Source organism: Streptomyces sp. NPDC004284, assembly GCF_042874035.1.
In the GTDB taxonomy this organism is placed as follows: Bacteria; Actinomycetota; Actinomycetes; order Streptomycetales; family Streptomycetaceae; genus Streptomyces.
Genome location: NZ_JBIAMJ010000019.1, coordinates 24,557 through 40,494 on the forward strand (window position 1 = coordinate 24,557; position 15,938 = coordinate 40,494).

Genomic DNA, 15,938 nt, shown 5'->3' on the forward strand with positions numbered 1-15,938 from the left:
GAGTGTTGTGCGCAAGGCGATGTGGGTGGCCGCGGCCGCCGGTGTGGTGCTGCTCGTTGCGGGCTGCGGCAGCGAGGGCGGCGCGGACAAGGGCGGTTCGTCCTCGGCCGGTTCGACGGGTTCGGCCGCGACGGGCGGTTCGGGCGGGGGGTCGGAGGCGGGCGGCGACACGCTGACCGCCGACGCGGTGAGCAAGGAGATCGAGAGTGCGGCGACCGCCGCCGGCTTCACCGAGGACCCCTCCGGCGACCCGGTGGCGCCCGAGCTGAAGAGCTGCATGGTCACCTGGGACGCCGACGCCGAGAAGGCGGCCGACCCGAAGAAGTCCTACGACGGCACGGTCACGGCCCTCACCAAGGGCGGCTGGGCCGAGGGCAAGGGCTTCGCGCAGGCCGGTTCGGAGATCAAGACCTTCACGAAGAGCAACTGGCAGCTCAAGGCCAGCAACCACTCCACCGGGCCGCTGAAGATGGTGATGTTCATCGCCACCGACACCGGCCCGGAGTGCGAGGCGCTCTTCGCGGCCGACCTGAAGAAGAACAAGAAGTCCTAGGTCGCCCGGGAGTTCCGAGTCACTCGCCCCCGGGAGCGGCGTCGGCCCCGGGGGCCGTCAGGTCGATCAGCCGGCAGACCGTCTCGATGTCGATCTTCACCTGTGCGATCGAGGCGCGCCCGGACAGCCAGGTGATCAGCGCCGAGTGCCAGGTGTGCTCGATCACCCGGACCACCGAGAGCTGCCTCGGGCTCGGATGCTCCGCGCCCATCGCGTCGAGGATGATCGCGGTCGTCAGCCGGGAGACCGTGTCGACCTCGGGGCTCACGCTGCGGTCCGCGAAGGTCAGCGCCCGCACCATCGCGTCGGCGAGCTGCGGTTCCCGCTGGAGCGCCCGGAAGGCGCGCATCAGGGTCTCGGCGACGCGTTCCGCCGGGTCCGCGCCGGCGGGCGGCCGCTTCCGCAGCGTGGTGTGCATGTGCTGGAGCTGGTCCTGCATGGTCGCCACGAGCAGGTGGATCTTGGACGGGAAGTACCGGTACAGGGTGCCGAGGGCGACCCCCGCCGCCTCGGCGACCTCCCGCATCTGCACGGCGTCGAAGCCGCCCCTGGCCGCGAGCTGGGCGCTGGCGTTCAGGATGCGGCGGCGCCGCGCCTCCTGGCGCTCCGTGAGGGGCGGTGACGCGGGTCTGTGGTCCGCTCTGCTCTCTGCGGTCATGAGGTCCCGTTCCGTGCGATGGGGAGCGACAGTATGGCGGTGCGGCCGCCGTGGCGTGAATCACCTGTTCCGGCTCTCACCGCGGAGCTACCTGCCGGTAGATTCTGTGCTCCTTGAAGGATCAAGAACGATCAAGTCTGTAACTTGTTCTAGATTAGCGCGAGCGGTTACGCTCCGGCTCAACGCACGCTCGAAGGGGGTCGCGCATGACCGCTGAGGCCATAGAGGCAAGCCCCCGACAGGGCGTCACCGCGGCCGGTGACAGTCCGTTGCGGATCGCTCTCCTCACGTACAAGGGCAACCCGTTCTGCGGTGGTCAGGGCGTCTACGTCCGCCACCTCTCCCGCGAGCTGGCCCGCCTCGGCCACTCCGTCGAGGTCATCGGCTCCCAGCCGTACCCGACGCTCGACGAGGGCGTCCCGCTCACCGAGATAGCCAGCCTCGACCTCTACCGCTCCCCGGACCCCTTCCGGACGCCGAAGCGCGAGGAGTACCGGGACTGGATCGACGCCCTCGAAGTCGCCACCATGTGGACCGGCGGCTTCCCCGAGCCCCTCACCTTCTCCCTGCGGGCCCGGCGCATGCTCGCCGCCCGCCGCGGCGACTTCGACGTCGTCCACGACAACCAGACCCTCGGCTACGGGCTCCTCGGCGGCCCGCGCGCGATCGGCGCGCCGCTCGTCACCACGATCCACCACCCCATCACCGTCGACCGGCAGCTCGAACTCGACGCCGCCGCCGACTGGAAGCGCCGCGCCTCCGTCCGCCGCTGGTACGCCTTCACCGGCATGCAGAAGAAGGTCGCCCGCAGGCTGCCCTCCGTCCTCACCGTCTCCGGCACCTCCCGCCAGGAGATCGTCGAGCACCTCGGCGTCCGCGAGGACCGCATCCGCGTCGTCCACATCGGCGCCGACACGGACCTGTGGTCGCCGGACGCGTCCGTCGCCGAGATCCCCGGCCGGATCGTCACCACCTCCAGCGCCGACGTCCCGCTCAAGGGCCTCGTCCACCTCATCGAGGCGCTCGCCAAGCTCCGCACCGAGAACCCCGACGCGCACCTCGTCGTCGTCGGCAAGCGCGCCGAGGACGGGCCCGTCGCCACCGCGATTGAGCGGTACGGGCTCGACGGCGCCGTCGAGTTCGTCAAGGGCATCAGCGACGCCGAGCTCGTCGACCTCTACCGCTCCGCGCAGGTCGCCTGCGTGCCGTCCCTGTACGAGGGCTTCTCGCTGCCCGCCGCCGAGGGCATGGCGACCGGGACCCCGCTGGTCGCCACGACCGGCGGCGCGATTCCGGAGGTCGCCGGGCCCGACGGCGAGACGTGCCTGGCGGTGCCGCCGGGCGACGCGGGGGCGCTGGCCGCGGCGCTGGGCCGGGTGCTGGGCGATCCCGAGCTGCGGGCGCGGCTGGGTGCCGCCGGGCGCGAGCGGGTGCTGGCGAACTTCACCTGGGCCAGGGCCGCGCAGGGGACGGCCGAGCTGTATCGCGAGGCGATCGCCCGTCAGGGCGCCGGAGTCCGTCGGTGACGCCTTGCCTCGTTCGCCGGGTGCAGCCCGGTGGGTGGGGTGTGCCCACCCGTTCCGCAGGGGCGGAACGCCTGCCCACAACCTCCGTCAACCGCGAAAGCAGGGTCTCGTGCTGACCGTCGACTTCACCCGTTTTCCGCTCGCCCCCGGCGATCGTGTGCTCGATCTGGGCTGTGGTGCGGGCCGGCATGCCTTCGAGTGCTACCGGCGCGGTGCCCAGGTCGTGGCGCTGGACCAGAACGGCGAGGAGATCCGCGAGGTCGCCAAGTGGTTCGCGGCGATGAAGGAGGCCGGGGAGGCCCCCGCCGGCGCGACCGCGACCGCGATGGAGGGCGACGCCCTCAACCTGCCGTTCCCCGACGAGTCCTTCGACGTCGTCATCATCTCCGAGGTGATGGAGCACATCCCCGACGACAAGGGGGTGCTCGCCGAGATGGTCCGCGTCCTGAAGCCGGGCGGCCGGATCGCGATCACCGTGCCCCGGTACGGCCCCGAGAAGGTCTGCTGGGCGCTCTCCGACGCGTACCACGAGGTCGAGGGCGGCCACATCCGCATCTACAAGGCGGACGAGCTGCTCGGCAAGATCCGGGAGGCCGGCCTCAAGCCGTACGGCACCCACCACGCGCACGCGCTGCACTCGCCGTACTGGTGGCTGAAGTGCGCCTTCGGCGTCGACAACGACAAGGCGCTGCCGGTCCGCGCGTACCACAAGCTCCTGGTCTGGGACATCATGAAGAAGCCCGCCCTGACCCGGGTCGCCGAGCAGCTGCTCAACCCGGTCGTCGGCAAGAGCTTCGTGGCGTACGCGACCAAGCCCCACCTCCCCAAGGCCGACGTCAAGTGACGTCTCCCGAGCGGATCGCGGAGCACCTCGTCCTGCCCGGGGTGCTCACCGCCGAGCAGGCCGCCGAGACGGTGGCCGGGATACTCGCGGGGCAGCGCGAGGACGGTGCCATCCCCTGGTTCCGCGGCCACCACCTGGACCCGTGGGACCACACCGAGGCGGCCATGGCCCTGGACGCGGCCGGCGAGCACGCCGCCGCCGCCCGCGCCTACGAGTGGCTCGCCCGCCACCAGAACGACGACGGCTCCTGGTACGCGGCCTACCACGACGGCGACCCGGAGCAGGTCACCGACCGCAGTCGCGAGTCCAACTTCGTCGCGTACATCGCGGTCGGCGTCTGGCACCACTACCTCTCCACCGGCGACGACGCCTTCCTCGACCGGATGTGGCCCGTCGTCTACGCGGCCGTCGAGTTCGTCCTCGGGCTCCAGCAGCCCGGCGGCCAGATCGGCTGGAAGCGCGAGCCCGACGGGACGCCGGTGGGCGACGCCCTGCTGACCGGCAGCTCGTCGATCCACCAGGCGCTGCGCTGCGCCCTCGCGATCGCCGAGGTCCGCGAGGAGGCGCAGCCCGACTGGGAGCTGGCGGCCGGGGCCCTCGGCCACGCGATCCGCCGGCACCCCGAGCGCTTCCTCGACAAGTCCCGCTACTCGATGGACTGGTACTACCCGGTCCTCGGCGGCGCGGTCACCGGGGCCGAGGCCAAGGAGCGGATCGAGGGCTCCTGGGACGCCTTCGTCGTCCCCGGGCTCGGGGTGCGCTGCGTGATCCCCAACCCGTGGGTCACCGGCGGCGAGAGCTGCGAACTGGCCCTCGCGCTCTGGGCGATGGGGGAGTCCGACCGGGCCCTCACGATCCTCCAGGACATCCAGCACCTGCGCGCCGGGAACGGCATGTACTGGACGGGGTACGTCTTCGAGGGCGAGACGGACGGCGACAGGGCCGTCTGGCCCGAGGAGCAGACGAGCTGGACCGCCGGCTCGCTCCTCCTCGCGGTGGCGGCCCTCGGCGGCGAGGAGGCGACCGTCGCCGTCTTCGGCGGCGACCGGCTCCCCGCAGGTCTCGAACCGGACTGCTGCGGCAGCTGACCGGCCCCGTTCGGCGCCCCCCGGTGGCGGGCGCCACGGGGCCGGGCGAGGCTGGCGGGACCGTCGTCAGGGAGGTCCCGTCGTGCCCAGAGGTGTTTCGCGCGGAGTCGTGGCGCTGCTGCTGTCCTGCGCCCTGCTCCTGACCACCGCCGCGTGCAACGACGACACGAAGAGCACCGGCAGCGCCGCGACCCCGTCGGCCTCCGCGAGCTTCGAGCAGCAGAAGCTGGCGAAGACGAGGTTCGTGGCGAACGCCGGTCTGGCCGCGGGCGCCACGTACCAGTGGATCGTGAAGCCGTACCGCGCGGGCAAGTTCCAGAAGGGCGCGGACGGCCGGACCTTCGCCCTGGTGAAGGCGGGCCTCGCGGGGGCGTTCACGTACAACAGGCTCAAGGCGGCGCTGAACAACGCCAAGGGCGACCCGCTGCTCTCGAAGGCGGTCGCGCCGCTCGCCGCCGGGATCGAGTCGCTCAAGGACCTGGGGACGAAGCTCCGCAAGGGCGAGGTGGGCGCCGCGGACGTCGGCGCCTTCGAGAGCGTCATCAACAGCGTGAAGGACGCGGGGAAGAGCGCCGGCGCCGAGGTCGTGGACCAGGTGCCCAGCACGTCGCAACTCGGCGGGTAGGACTATGCGTTGAGCTCCGCCAGGAGGCGGAGGGTGGCCGGGTCCGGTGCCGTGACCAGCAGGTCCGTCACCGGGCCCTGCCGCCATTTCTCCAGGCGCCCGGCGATCCGTTCCCGGGGGCCGACGAGCGAGATCTCGTCCGCGAAGGCGTCCGGCACGGCGAGCACCGCCTCCTCGCGCCGGCCCGCCGCGAACAGCTCCTGGATGCGGCGGGCCTCCTTCTCGTACCCCATGCGCCCCATCAGGTCGGCGTGGAAGTTGCGGGCCGCGTGCCCCATGCCGCCGATGTAGAAGCCGAGCATCGCCTTGACCGGCAGCAGCCCGGCCGCGACGTCCTGGCAGAGCTGCGCCCGGACCATGGGGGCGACGAGGAAGCCCTCAGGGAGGGCGTCCGGGAGGGCGTAGACCTCGGCCCAGCGGTCGGGCGTCCAGTAGAGGGGCAGCCAGCCGTCGGCGATGGCGAGGGTCTGCGCGACGTTCTTCGGCCCCTCGGCGCCGAGCAGGACGGGGACGTCGGCGCGCAGCGGGTGCGTGATCGGCTTGAGGGCCTTGCCGAGGCCGGTGCCGTCCGGGCCGGCGTACGGGTGGGAGTGGTGGCGTCCGTCGAGCCGGACGGGGGCCTCGCGGCGCAGGACCTGGCGGACCACGTCCACGTACTCCCGGGTCGCGGTCAGCGGGGAGCGGGGGAAGGGGCGCCCGTACCAGCCCTCGACGACCTGCGGCCCGGAGAGCCCGAGCCCGAGGAGCAGGCGCCCGCCGGAGAGGTGGTCGAGGGTGAGGGCGTGCATGGCGGTGGTGGTGGGGGCGCGGGCCGCCATCTGCGCGACGGCCGTGCCCAGCCGGATGCGGCTGGTGTGCGCGGCGATCCAGGTGAGCGCGGTGAAGGCGTCGGAGCCCCAGGCCTCGGCGGTCCACACGGAGTCGTAGCCGAGCCGCTCGGCCTCGCGGGCGAGGTCGAGATGGGCGGGGGAGGGGCCGCGGCCCCAGTAGCCGAGGGCGAGTCCGAGTCGCATGTCCCACATCCTTTCTGACGCTTCGTCAGATACGTGTTGCGGGGACTGTACGGCAACGGCCCCCCGCCCGGAAGGGATTCCGGACGGGGGGCCGTGTGCGCTCGTACCGCGCGGGTACTAGCCGCGCTGGATGCCGGTCGTGTCCTGGAGGACACCACGCCGGCCGTCCTGCGTCTGGGCCACCAGGCCCGGACCGCGCTGCTCGACCGCCAGGTACCAGGTGCCCGGGGCGAGCTCGGCGATCTGCGCCTGCGAGCCGTCCTCCGCGTACAGCGGACGCGCGACCGGGACCGCGAACCAGAACGGCGCGAAGTCCGCCGCCGGCTGCGGGGCCGGGGCGGCCGCCTGCGGCTCCGGCTGGTGCGCGGCCTGCGGCTGCGGGGCGGGAGCGGCGGCCTGCGCGCCGAACGGCTGGCCCGCACCCTGCGAGGGGTCGTGCTGGCCGCCGTACGGCTGCTGCTGCGCGCCCGGGTAGCCGTAGCCGCCGGGGACGCCCGGCTGACCCGGCTGCATGCCGTACGGCTGCGGGGCCTGCGGCTTGGGCGCGCCGACGAGCGGGGCCTTCAGGGCGGGGACCAGCGGGCCGGCGACGGCGGCACCGGCCAGGACCAGGGCGGCGATCAGGCCGAGGATCAGGCCCGCGCCGGCGTCGACCTGGCCGAGGTCGATGATCGTCCAGAAGAGGGACCAGGCGGTGAAGATCGTCGCGGCGGCACCGAACTGGCCGAGGTCGAGGCCGACGACCTTGCGGGGCTGAGGCAGTGCGCGGGTGAGGACGATGAGGGCCGCGCCGATGACGCCCACCATGTACACGCCGATGGCGTTCCCCAGGGATTCCCAGGCGCTCGGGGCGTCGGCGACCAGGCCCTTGTAGGAGAAGAAGTCCAGGAACGAGGCGATGAACAGCACCAGCGCCGCGCCGATCAGCACGCCATCGCCTCGGGTGAGGGAGCGGATATTCACGTAAGAGTCCTTCGTCGGGTCGTCGCGTCGGGGGGTGGCGCTCGGGGCTGGCGCTCGGAGGTGCCACTCGGGGTTTCACGGCACGGGGGCGGCCCCATGGTACGGAGCGAATCTATCGCCCGCCGGTTCTACCCCTCGAGGTAGGTCGCGATGCCGTCCGCCAGTCCCTGAGCCGCTTTCTGCCGCCACGCCGCCGACGTGAGCAGCTGCGCGTCCTTCGGATCGCGCATGTTGCCGCACTCGACGAAGACCTTGGGAACGGTCGAGAGGTTGAGTCCGCCGAGATCGTTCCGTACGTCCAACCCCGTACCGTCACCGATGTAGTTGGCGGGCGAGGTGCCGGTGGCGCGCGCGAACCGGTCCGCGATCCGCTCCCCGAGGGTACGGGAAGGGGCGACGATCTTCGTGGTGTCGGCGGCCCCCGCCCGCACCTGTGCGGGGAGAATCACATGGAACCCGCGGTGTCCCACGGCCGAGCCGTCCGCGTGGACGGAGACCACGGCGTCGGCATGCGCGGCGTTCCCGATCCTGGCCCGCTCGTCGATGCAGGGCCCCCAGGGGCGCTCGCCGTCATGGGTGAACACCACCTTCGCGCCGCGCGCCTTCAGCAGGTCCCGCAGGCGGTGGGAGACGTCGAGGGTGAAGGAGGCCTCGGTGTAGCCGGCGTTGGTGGACGTCCCCGTGGTGTCGCATTCCTTGCGGGTCGTCCCGATATTGACTTTTTGGTTGATTTCGTCTGAGTGGCGGAAATTGCCGGAGTTGTGGCCGGGATCGATGACGATCGTCCTCCCGGCGAGCGAACCGCTTCCCTGGGCCGCCACCGGCGAGCGGCTGGGCCGGGGCGAGGCGAACGGCGGGCGGGACTGCGTCCCGCTCTCGCCCTGGGCCGCCTGGCTCGCCGCCTGCGACTCCTGGGCCTTCCCGCTCGGCGGCGAGGCCTGTGAGGTCGCGCACCCGGCGAGCACGGCGCAGCAGCCCGTGGCGGCGAGTGCGAGGGCGAAGGTACGGCGGACGGTGTTCCGGTGGTCGTACGGCACCCCGCGACTTTAGGCCCTGCGCGGGGCGAAATGCCGTAGCGGGTACGTCGCAGCTTGGTCACCGGCCTTTCCGATCGGTGGACGCGTGTGACCGAACCGTGAAGGGTAAGGGGGAAGAGGCGACGGTGGGGTGTCACCGCGCATGGACCCACGAGGGGGAACCGTGGTGGGGGAAGAACCGAACGACGCACGTCCCGAGCCGAACGACAGACCGCCGGGCGGGAGCGACTTGAACGAGGTGGGCCGGGCGGGGGCCGGGGCGGATTCGGGTGCGGCTTCCGGGCCGGCTTCCAGGGCGCCTGAGCCGCCCTGGGCCGCTCCGACGCCGGCGACACCGCCGACTCTGGCGAAGCCGCCGACTCCAGGTGCGCCGCCGCCGACCCCGGCGACTCCGCCGAGTCCGGCCGCGCCTGCGGCGCCGACTCCGCCGGTGCCTGCGCCGTCGGCTTCGGCTGCTCCGGCCGAGCCCACGCCACCGACTCCGGCTGCTCCGGCATCGCCCGCGGCGCCGGTCCCGGCGGCTCCCGCTCCGGCGGCTCCCACTCCCGCGGATGCCGTCGCCCCGGCCGGAGGGACGCCCACGCTCGCCTTCGGGCCGCCGCCCGGCGCGGGGGCCGGTGCCGCTCCGCTCGCGGCCATGGCCGCCACGCCTCCCGGTGCCACTCCCGAGCCGGCCCCCGTGTCGCAGGGCGCGGCCGCCGTCCCGGCCGGTGCCGCGGCCGGGCCCGCGACCGCGCCCGGATGGGCGGGATCGGGGACCGTGCCGCCGCCGCCCGGTGCGCCGCCCGGCTTCGGGCCTCCGCCGGGGTACGGGCCGCCGCCCGGTCACGGCCCTCAGCCGCCCGCGCAGCCCCCGGGCGACGCGAACCCGGCCCAGGCGGCCATGATCGGCCTGCTCAACCTCTCCTGCCTGGGCCTGGGCTACGTCCTGCTGCGGAACTGGGTCGGCGCCGCGCTCTGCTGGCTCGCGACCGCCGCCCTGCTCGTGGTGGCGCTGCCCGCGGACGTCGACGGAGTGCCCGTCGGCCTGCTGGTCGGTTACGGCGTGTTCCTGCTGGCCGTCGCCGCCGACGGCGCCCGGCGCGGACTGCGGGCCACGCTCCGGATCGGCGCCGGCTTCCGGCGCCTGGTGCTGCCGCTCGCGCTGGTGCTGCTCGCCGTGCCCGCCGGGGGCTCCCTCGCGTACGGCGCGGCCCGCGACGAGGCGAAGGAGCAGGCGATGCTGGAACTGCTCGCGGCGGCGGACGCGCTGGTGAAGTCCGCCGACGGCCTCGCCTTCGACAAGGCCGAGCCGACCTTCCGCCAGGCGCTCAGCGCCTATGAGGACCTCGGCACGCACCACGCCGGCTCACGGGCCGGGAAGCTCGTCCCCGACCGCCTCGACGCGTACTACAAGACGGTCTCCGCCCCGTACGCGAAGAAGCAGTACTGCGCGGCCGTAGCGCCGCTCAAGCACCTGCGGGAGCTCCCCGCCACCGTGGACAAGAAGCTGCTCGGCTCCCGGCCCGCGAAGACGGACGAGCCGCTGGCCGAGTCGCTCTACGAGTGCGGCACGGCGGCGCTCGGCGTGCGGACGGCGAACCCGACGGCGAGCGAGAGCCTCAACGAGCTCCACGACACCTTCCCGCAGTCGGCCCAGGCGGCCAAGGTCGAACCGGCCGTCCGCGCGGCGATCAGGACCCGCACGGCCGCCCTCACCGGCGGCGCCGCGCCCTGCGACACGACGGACGAGCTGCGCGCGCTGCGCTCCTCCCTCGACAACATGACGGACCCGTCCCTCGAAGGCGCCTCGAAGGAGACGGCCGACGCGGTCCAGAGGGGCGACTTCGCCTGCGGAACCTCCCAGTTCAAGAACAAGGAGTTCAGCAGCGCGGCCACGACCATGACCGACTACGCCAAGACGTACCCGAACAGCCCGCAGGCCGCCCACGCCCGCTCGATCGCCATCGCCGCCGAGATCGCCGAGGAGGAGCCCGCGGCAGGCAGGAGCCTCCCGTCGGCGGACGTCCCCGACGGCCCCCGGATGGTCATGGTGATCAGCAACGACGGCCCCGGTGAGGTCGAGGTGCTCTACACGGGCCCGATGACCGGCAAGATCACCCTCAAGTCCTGCGGGACCTGCAAGAAGTACCAGACCCCGCTGCTCGTCAACTCCCCGAAGATCAAGGCCTGCTCGGGGCCGTCCTCGAAGTACCCGAAGGCGACCCTCCTGCTGCCCGCCGGCGACTACCACTTCCTCCAGAAGCGCGCGGCCACCGGCACCTCGACCGCCGGGGACACCAAGTCCAGCAAGACCAAGATCGAAGAGGGCTACAGCTACACGAACTGCCTCTACGTCACGTCGCTCTTCTGATCCACCGCTCCACCACGGCGTCAGCGGCGGCGCAGGACCCGCAGCGAGTCGGTGACCGAGACCTCCTCGAAGTCGCCCGACTCCAGCGCCCGCAGATAGATGCGGTACGGGGCCTGGCCGCCGTCCTCCGGGTTCGGGAAGACGTCGTGGATGACGAGCAGGCCCCCGGGGGCGACCTTGGGGGCCCAGCCCTCGTAGTCGTTCGTGGCGTGCTCGTCCGTGTGCCCGCCGTCGATGAACACGAACCCGAGCTGCCCGCCCCACACCTTCGCGACCTGCGGCGACCGCCCGACCACCGCGATCACGTACTCCTCGAGCCCCGCCTTGTGCAGCGTCCGCCGGAAGGTCGGCAGGGTGTCCATCAGCCCCACCTCCGGGTCCACCACGCTCGTGTCGTGGTACTCCCACCCCGGCTGCTGCTCCTCGCTGCCCCGGTGGTGGTCCACGGTCACCGCGACCGTCCCCGCCTGCCGGGCCACGTCCGCGAGCAGGATCGTCGACCGCCCGCAGTACGTCCCGACCTCCAGCAGCGGCAGCCCCAGCTTCGCCGCCTCGACGGCCGCCCCGTACAGCGCGAGCCCCTCCCCGACGGGCATGAACCCCTTCGCGGCCTCGAAAGCGGCAAGGATCTCGAGCGAGGGCTCGGACATGGTCACTCCTACCAGTGATCTTGGCCAGTGCCCCTGCCTTCAGACGGGGGCTGTAGGCCATCTCAGAATTGCTCTGACCTTAGCTTGAGGCGCGGATCTGCCCTGTTGTTCTCGGCTCGGTCGGGCGGGTGTGATCGCGTTAGCGGTTGACTTCTTTCGGAGCCGTCTCGAAGCCGGTGTGCAGGGTGCGTGGGATGTCTTCGCGGCGTTTCGGCGTCTGGGGCGTGTGGCAGGCCGGGGAGCGCTGGTGATCATCCGGTGTCGGAACTGGCGACAGTGAATCGCGTGAACGTGCGAGGTGTGGCCAGTATGCGAAGAGTTCCGTCACTGAGGTTCGGTGTCCGAAGTGGCCGTATAGCTTCGTAGTCGTCGGCGACCGGGTCATGTCTGGGGCGTCGCCTCTTCAGTGTCAGTCAATGAGCTTGATCGGGAGGGGTGTTGAAGCGTCAGCGTGGTCACAAGGCCCGGCTCTGTCTCACCCCCGCTCAGGCGCTGGCCGCTGAGGAGCAGGGTCACGCGGCCCGCGCGATGTGGAACCTCGTGCACGACTGGTGGACGATGCTTCCCGAGGAGCGCCGGAACCTGGCCGCCGCGGACACGGCGATCCGCCAGGGCCGCAGGGATCTTCCCTGGCTCGGCGTCCTCCCGGCGCAGGCGGCTCAGGCCGTGCTGAAGACGTACTTTCAGGCGTGGAAGAACTGCTGGGAAGGCAGGGCTCAGGCCCCGAACTTCAAGGGCCGCTCCCGGTCCCGCATGGCCGTCGACATCCCCCAGGGCCGCGACCTTCAGATCGTGCGCCTGAACCGCCGGTGGGGCCGCATGTGGGCGCCGAAGATCGGGCATCTCCTGTTCCGCTGGACCAAGGACCTCCCCGTCGGCAAGCGCGCCGACAAGGAGAACCGGGTGACCGGGGCCCGGCTCGTGAAGGAAGCGGACGGATGGCATGTCGTCTTCCGCGTCCAGAGCGACGTGCCCGGACCGGCCCCGCACACCGGGCCGACGGTCGGCATCGACCGGGGTATCACCAAGCCCCTCGCCCTCTCGGACGGCACCTTCCGCGAGCACAGGCCGTGGCTGTCATCCGGCGAGGCCGAAAGGCTGCGCCGCTTGGAGAAGACGAAGGAACGAGGGCGCCGTGCCCGCAAGCCGGGAGAGAGGAATTCCAGGCGTCTGAAGCGCACGTATGACCAGATCGCCCGGCTCCGCGCGACAGCCAAGCGCAGGGCCGTCGACTGGCAGCACAAGACCACCACCGAAATCGCCGGAATGTTCTCGCGCGTCGGGGTGGAAGACCTGGCCATCACCCACATGGTCAGGTCCGCCCGGGGAACCGTGGAAACCCCGGGCAGGAACGTCCGCCAGAAAGCCGGGCTGAACCGTGCGATCGCCGCCGAAGCGTGGGGCAGGACCGTGACCATGCTGGAGTACAAGAGCGCCGACCGTGGCGGCAGCGTGGTCAAGGTCCCCGCGCCGAACACCTCCCGGCGCTGCTCCGCGTGCGGGTTCATCACACCCGGCAGCCGGGAGACCCAGGCCCGATTCGTCTGCAAGAACCCCAGCTGCGGGTTCGAGGCGAACGCGGACACCAACGCGGGACGCAACATCGATCACGCCGCCGGGCAGGCGGTGTCAGGACGTGGAGACTTCGGGATCGCCCGGTCTGCGAAGCGTCAACCACCCACCCAGCCGCACGCGGCCTGAGGTGGGATTCCGTCCCGTTCACGGGGTGGAGGATGTCAATCGTCGCACTCGAACCACACCGTCTTCCCCTCGCCCCTCTCCTCCACCCCCCACCGGTCCGTCACGGCCTCCATCAGCGCGAGCCCCCGGCCCCCCTCGTCCAGCGGATCGGCCGCCTTGGCGACGAGGCCGCCGGGCACGCCGTCCGCGACCTCGACCCGGAGCCCGTACGGCTCCCGCAGCATGAGTACGGAGCAGCGGCGGCCTGGCACGTGCCGGACGACGTTGGCGACGAGCTCCGTGAGTGCGAGCGTCGCGGAATCGGACAGCTGGTCGAGTCCCCAACGCGTGAGGAACATGCGCAGGATGCGGCGCATGTGACCGGCCGAGTGCTCACCCACGGTGAACCCCATGCGGTAGCTGTGGGTAACTTCCGCAGGGTAGAAGTCAGTTACGTCATTCATGCCACCAGCGTGGAGCCTCTTCGTTACGCTCGGCTACGGCCTGAACACAACGCCTTCGCGCGTCCGCTAGGGGGTGACCTCGCCGTGGTCAACATCCGCAACCTGGATCCGAGCGCCTCGCCGCTGGACTACTACGGTTCGGAACTCCGCCGCCTGAGAGAGGAGGCCGGCCTCAACCAGCCGCAGCTGGGCAAGATCCTCTACTGCACGGGTTCGCTGATCGGCCAGATCGAGACGGCGAAGAAGGTCCCCACGCGCGAGTTCTCCGAACGACTGGACGCGGCGCTGATGACGAGCGGCTCGTTCTCACGGCTGGTGGGGTTGGTCCTGCGGAGCCAGTTGCCGACGTGGTTCCAGGCGTACGCGGAGATGGAGGCGCGGGCGACGTACCTCTCCACGTACCAGGCGCAACTCGTGTACGGCCTCCTCCAGACGGAGGAGTACGCCCGGGCCGTCCTGGGCGTGGAGAACCCGGATCGGCTCGACGAGATGGTGGCGGCCCGGATGGACCGGCAGCGGATCCTGGGGCGCGAGCATCCGCCGGTGTTGTGCGTCGTGCTCGATGAGGGGGTGCTGCATCGGGAGATCGGCGGTGCCGAAGTCATGCGGAACCAACTCGACCACGTGTTGGGCTTCCTGGACCATCCGTGGATCCAGGTGCAGGTGCTTCCCTTCAAGGTGGGCCAGCACGCGGCGATGATGGGCTCGTTCACTCTGCTGCGCTTCGACGACGACCCGGATCTCTTCTATTCGGAGAGCTACGACTCGGGGCACATGACCGCCAATCCGCAAGTGATCAGGGAGCGTTCCGTCGGCTACGCTCGGCTGCAGGCCTCGGCCCTCTCCCGGGAGGACTCGGCGGCACTGATCGAACGCGTGATGAGGGAGCGGTATGGACACCAGCCAGGACCTGCGGTGGCGTAAGTCGTCCTACAGCGGCTCCAACGGCGGCGAGTGCATCGAGTGCGCGCCGCTCGGCGCCGCTGCGTGGCGCAAGTCCTCGTTCAGCGGCCCCAACGGCGGCGACTGCATCGAGGTCGCCGACCTCACCGCCCACATCGCCGTCCGCGACTCCAAGAACCCCGAAGGCCCCGCCTTCCTCGCCACCCCCGCCGCCTTCACGGCCTTCGTGAGCGCCGCCGCCGAGGGGCGCATCGGCGGCTGACCGTGGCGACCCTCATAGGGATGGTGATCCTCGCCCTCGTCCTGCCGGCGTGGGCGGGGATCACGTACGTGGGGCTGGTCCGGGCCCGGCGGGAGAACGCCGCGCTGCCCCCGCCGCCGCGGCCCCGCCGTAGCCCCGCGAAGAAGGCCGCCTGGATCGCCGGGCTCGCCTACCTCGCGGGCGGGGCGCTGCACGTGTACGGCCTGTCGTACCTGCCGTCGCTCTTCCCGAAGGACGCGTGCTGGTTCAACGCGGGTGTGATGGTCTACCCGGACTCCAGCAGCGCGCTGCCCGTCAGTCTGGTCTGCCAGGGCGAGGAGGTCGTCCCGTGGTGGGTGAACCCGGGGCTGCTGGTCCTGGGGGTGACCGCCGTGGCCGCGACCGTCGCCGCGGTCGTCCTCCGGTTCAGGCGCCGGTAGGGGAGAGGCGGAGGGTCCAGGTCTCGACGGTGTACTTCGCCGGGTCGGTCGGGTGCGGCTCCGCGATGCTCGCGACGATCCTGCCCTCCTGGTCCTGGTGGAGGGTCCGTATCGCCCGGCCGTCGCCGATCTTCTTCAGCTCGGCGAGGACGGTCGTGCCGAGGTCCCGCCCCACCGCCCGGAGCGTCCCGCCGTCGAGGACCAGGACGGTCCCGTCCGGGAGGACGACCGGCTTCGGCGGCTGCGGGTCGGACAGCTGGGGGCCGGGGGTGACGACGCCGCCGGGCAGGAGCCGTACGACCCGGTTCTTCGTGGGGACGTTCCGGTCCGCTTCCACGACCCGGACGCCGCTGCCGACGACGTAGTGCCCGTACGAGGGCCACCGGTCGGTCTCGTCGCCGTCGCGGTCGTACTCCCGCGTCTCGAAGATGCCGTAGCCCTCCAGGCCCAGCAGGAACCGGCCGCCGCCGCGCGCCGCCCCGCGCGCCCCGCGCAGCTCGGCGACCAGCCGCCCGTCGGCGAGGTCGAGGAGGAGCGCCGGACCGAGGTGGCCCCATGCCGTGTACTCCAGCGAGTCGGTGGTGACGAGGACCCGGCCGCCCGAGATGTGCGCCGCGTTCGGCCGCCCGGAGAAGGAGTGCGTCCACAGGGTGCGGCCGTCGGCGCCGACGCCGGTGACCGCGCAGGTCCTGCCGTGGACGGCGGTCCCGTCCCGGCGGGCGAGCGGCGCGCCGGGACGGGGCCGCTCGTACGGGGGCAGGCCGTCGGCCCGCCGATGGTCCAGGATCACCGCACGGATGCTCGACATGGCGGGAGCGTAGCCCCCGCCGGCCGCCGCCGTCAGCGCCCGTCGAACCACCGGCGGGGAAGTCCAGGCGGTCCGGGCCCGGAGCCCCCCGC

At 72.0% G+C, this 15,938-nt stretch carries 17 protein-coding genes; 10 read left to right on the plus strand and 7 right to left on the minus strand.

What is annotated here, in order from left to right; genetic code table 11:
- Positions 1–7: 7 nt before the first annotated feature.
- Complete coding sequence (locus ACFYUS_RS33385; RefSeq protein ID WP_388860779.1) at positions 8–553, plus strand: hypothetical protein; 546 nt, start codon at positions 8–10, stop codon at positions 551–553.
- Positions 554–572: 19 nt separating this feature from the next.
- Here ACFYUS_RS33385 and ACFYUS_RS33390 read toward each other — a convergent pair whose 3' ends face one another.
- Complete coding sequence (locus tag ACFYUS_RS33390) at positions 573–1,211, minus strand: TetR family transcriptional regulator (RefSeq protein WP_388860782.1); 639 nt, start codon at positions 1,209–1,211, stop codon at positions 573–575.
- 206 nt (positions 1,212–1,417) lie between these two features.
- On the opposite strand from ACFYUS_RS33390, the gene ACFYUS_RS33395 reads away from it, so the two are divergent.
- The 4 genes from ACFYUS_RS33395 to ACFYUS_RS33410 all read left to right on the plus strand — a co-directional run bounded on the left by ACFYUS_RS33395 (position 1,418) and on the right by ACFYUS_RS33410 (position 5,294).
- Complete coding sequence (locus ACFYUS_RS33395) at positions 1,418–2,737, plus strand: glycosyltransferase family 4 protein (protein WP_388860785.1); 1,320 nt, start codon at positions 1,418–1,420, stop codon at positions 2,735–2,737.
- Between the two features lie 109 nt (positions 2,738–2,846).
- Positions 2,847–3,581 carry a class I SAM-dependent methyltransferase gene (locus ACFYUS_RS33400; RefSeq protein ID WP_388860788.1) on the plus strand — a complete coding sequence of 245 codons (735 nt, stop codon included), beginning with the start codon at positions 2,847–2,849 and terminating at the stop codon, positions 3,579–3,581.
- Positions 3,578–4,669, plus strand: coding sequence for a prenyltransferase (locus tag ACFYUS_RS33405; RefSeq protein ID WP_388860791.1), 1,092 nt, complete (start codon positions 3,578–3,580; stop codon positions 4,667–4,669). The genes ACFYUS_RS33400 and ACFYUS_RS33405 overlap by 4 nt, the downstream gene beginning before the upstream one ends.
- A gap of 82 nt (positions 4,670–4,751) precedes the next feature.
- Entirely contained in the window at positions 4,752–5,294 is a 543-nt protein-coding gene (locus ACFYUS_RS33410) for a hypothetical protein (RefSeq protein WP_388860794.1), read from the plus strand.
- A gap of 2 nt (positions 5,295–5,296) precedes the next feature.
- On the opposite strand, the gene ACFYUS_RS33415 is transcribed toward ACFYUS_RS33410, so the two are convergent.
- From ACFYUS_RS33415 to ACFYUS_RS33425, 3 genes are all read right to left on the minus strand, one after another.
- Complete coding sequence (locus tag ACFYUS_RS33415) at positions 5,297–6,307, minus strand: LLM class F420-dependent oxidoreductase (RefSeq protein WP_388860797.1); 1,011 nt, start codon at positions 6,305–6,307, stop codon at positions 5,297–5,299.
- Positions 6,308–6,424: 117 nt separating this feature from the next.
- Positions 6,425–7,270: a hypothetical protein gene (locus ACFYUS_RS33420; RefSeq protein ID WP_388860800.1), complete on the minus strand. Its 846-nt coding sequence runs from the start codon at positions 7,268–7,270 to the stop codon at positions 6,425–6,427.
- A 128-nt stretch (positions 7,271–7,398) separates the two neighbouring features.
- The gene (locus ACFYUS_RS33425; RefSeq protein ID WP_388860803.1) at positions 7,399–8,307 is read right to left on the minus strand and encodes an N-acetylmuramoyl-L-alanine amidase; all 909 of its coding nucleotides are present in this window, start codon (positions 8,305–8,307) and stop codon (positions 7,399–7,401) included.
- Positions 8,308–8,944: 637 nt separating this feature from the next.
- Here ACFYUS_RS33425 and ACFYUS_RS33430 point away from each other — a divergent pair.
- Positions 8,945–10,660: a hypothetical protein gene (locus ACFYUS_RS33430; RefSeq protein WP_388860806.1), complete on the plus strand. Its 1,716-nt coding sequence runs from the start codon at positions 8,945–8,947 to the stop codon at positions 10,658–10,660.
- Positions 10,661–10,680: 20 nt separating this feature from the next.
- Here ACFYUS_RS33430 and ACFYUS_RS33435 read toward each other — a convergent pair whose 3' ends face one another.
- Complete coding sequence (locus ACFYUS_RS33435) at positions 10,681–11,310, minus strand: class I SAM-dependent methyltransferase (protein ID WP_388860809.1); 630 nt, start codon at positions 11,308–11,310, stop codon at positions 10,681–10,683.
- A 438-nt stretch (positions 11,311–11,748) separates the two neighbouring features.
- Between ACFYUS_RS33435 and ACFYUS_RS33440 the strand changes: the two genes are divergently transcribed.
- Positions 11,749–13,011, plus strand: coding sequence for an RNA-guided endonuclease InsQ/TnpB family protein (locus ACFYUS_RS33440; RefSeq protein ID WP_388860812.1), 1,263 nt, complete (start codon positions 11,749–11,751; stop codon positions 13,009–13,011).
- Between the two features lie 35 nt (positions 13,012–13,046).
- Here the strand turns inward: ACFYUS_RS33440 and ACFYUS_RS33445 are convergent, their stop codons facing one another.
- Positions 13,047–13,454: an ATP-binding protein gene (locus ACFYUS_RS33445; RefSeq protein WP_388860815.1), complete on the minus strand. Its 408-nt coding sequence runs from the start codon at positions 13,452–13,454 to the stop codon at positions 13,047–13,049.
- Between the two features lie 84 nt (positions 13,455–13,538).
- Between ACFYUS_RS33445 and ACFYUS_RS33450 the strand changes: the two genes are divergently transcribed.
- From ACFYUS_RS33450 to ACFYUS_RS33460, 3 genes are read left to right on the plus strand one after another with little or no spacing between them, the layout of a single operon-like run.
- On the plus strand, positions 13,539–14,378 hold the full coding sequence (locus tag ACFYUS_RS33450) for a Scr1 family TA system antitoxin-like transcriptional regulator (RefSeq protein WP_388860818.1): 840 nt from the start codon (positions 13,539–13,541) through the stop codon (positions 14,376–14,378).
- Positions 14,347–14,619 (plus strand): DUF397 domain-containing protein, encoded by a 273-nt coding sequence (locus tag ACFYUS_RS33455; protein ID WP_388860821.1) that lies wholly within the window; start codon positions 14,347–14,349, stop codon positions 14,617–14,619. The genes ACFYUS_RS33450 and ACFYUS_RS33455 overlap by 32 nt, the downstream gene beginning before the upstream one ends.
- Before the next feature lie 20 nt (positions 14,620–14,639).
- Positions 14,640–15,038, plus strand: coding sequence for a hypothetical protein (locus ACFYUS_RS33460; protein ID WP_388860824.1), 399 nt, complete (start codon positions 14,640–14,642; stop codon positions 15,036–15,038).
- Here the strand turns inward: ACFYUS_RS33460 and ACFYUS_RS33465 are convergent.
- Positions 15,025–15,846, minus strand: a complete 822-nt coding sequence (locus tag ACFYUS_RS33465) for a hypothetical protein (RefSeq protein WP_388860827.1) — start codon at positions 15,844–15,846, stop codon at positions 15,025–15,027. The two genes, ACFYUS_RS33460 and ACFYUS_RS33465, sit on opposite strands and share 14 nt — an antisense overlap.
- Between the last annotated feature and the right edge of the window lie 92 nt (positions 15,847–15,938).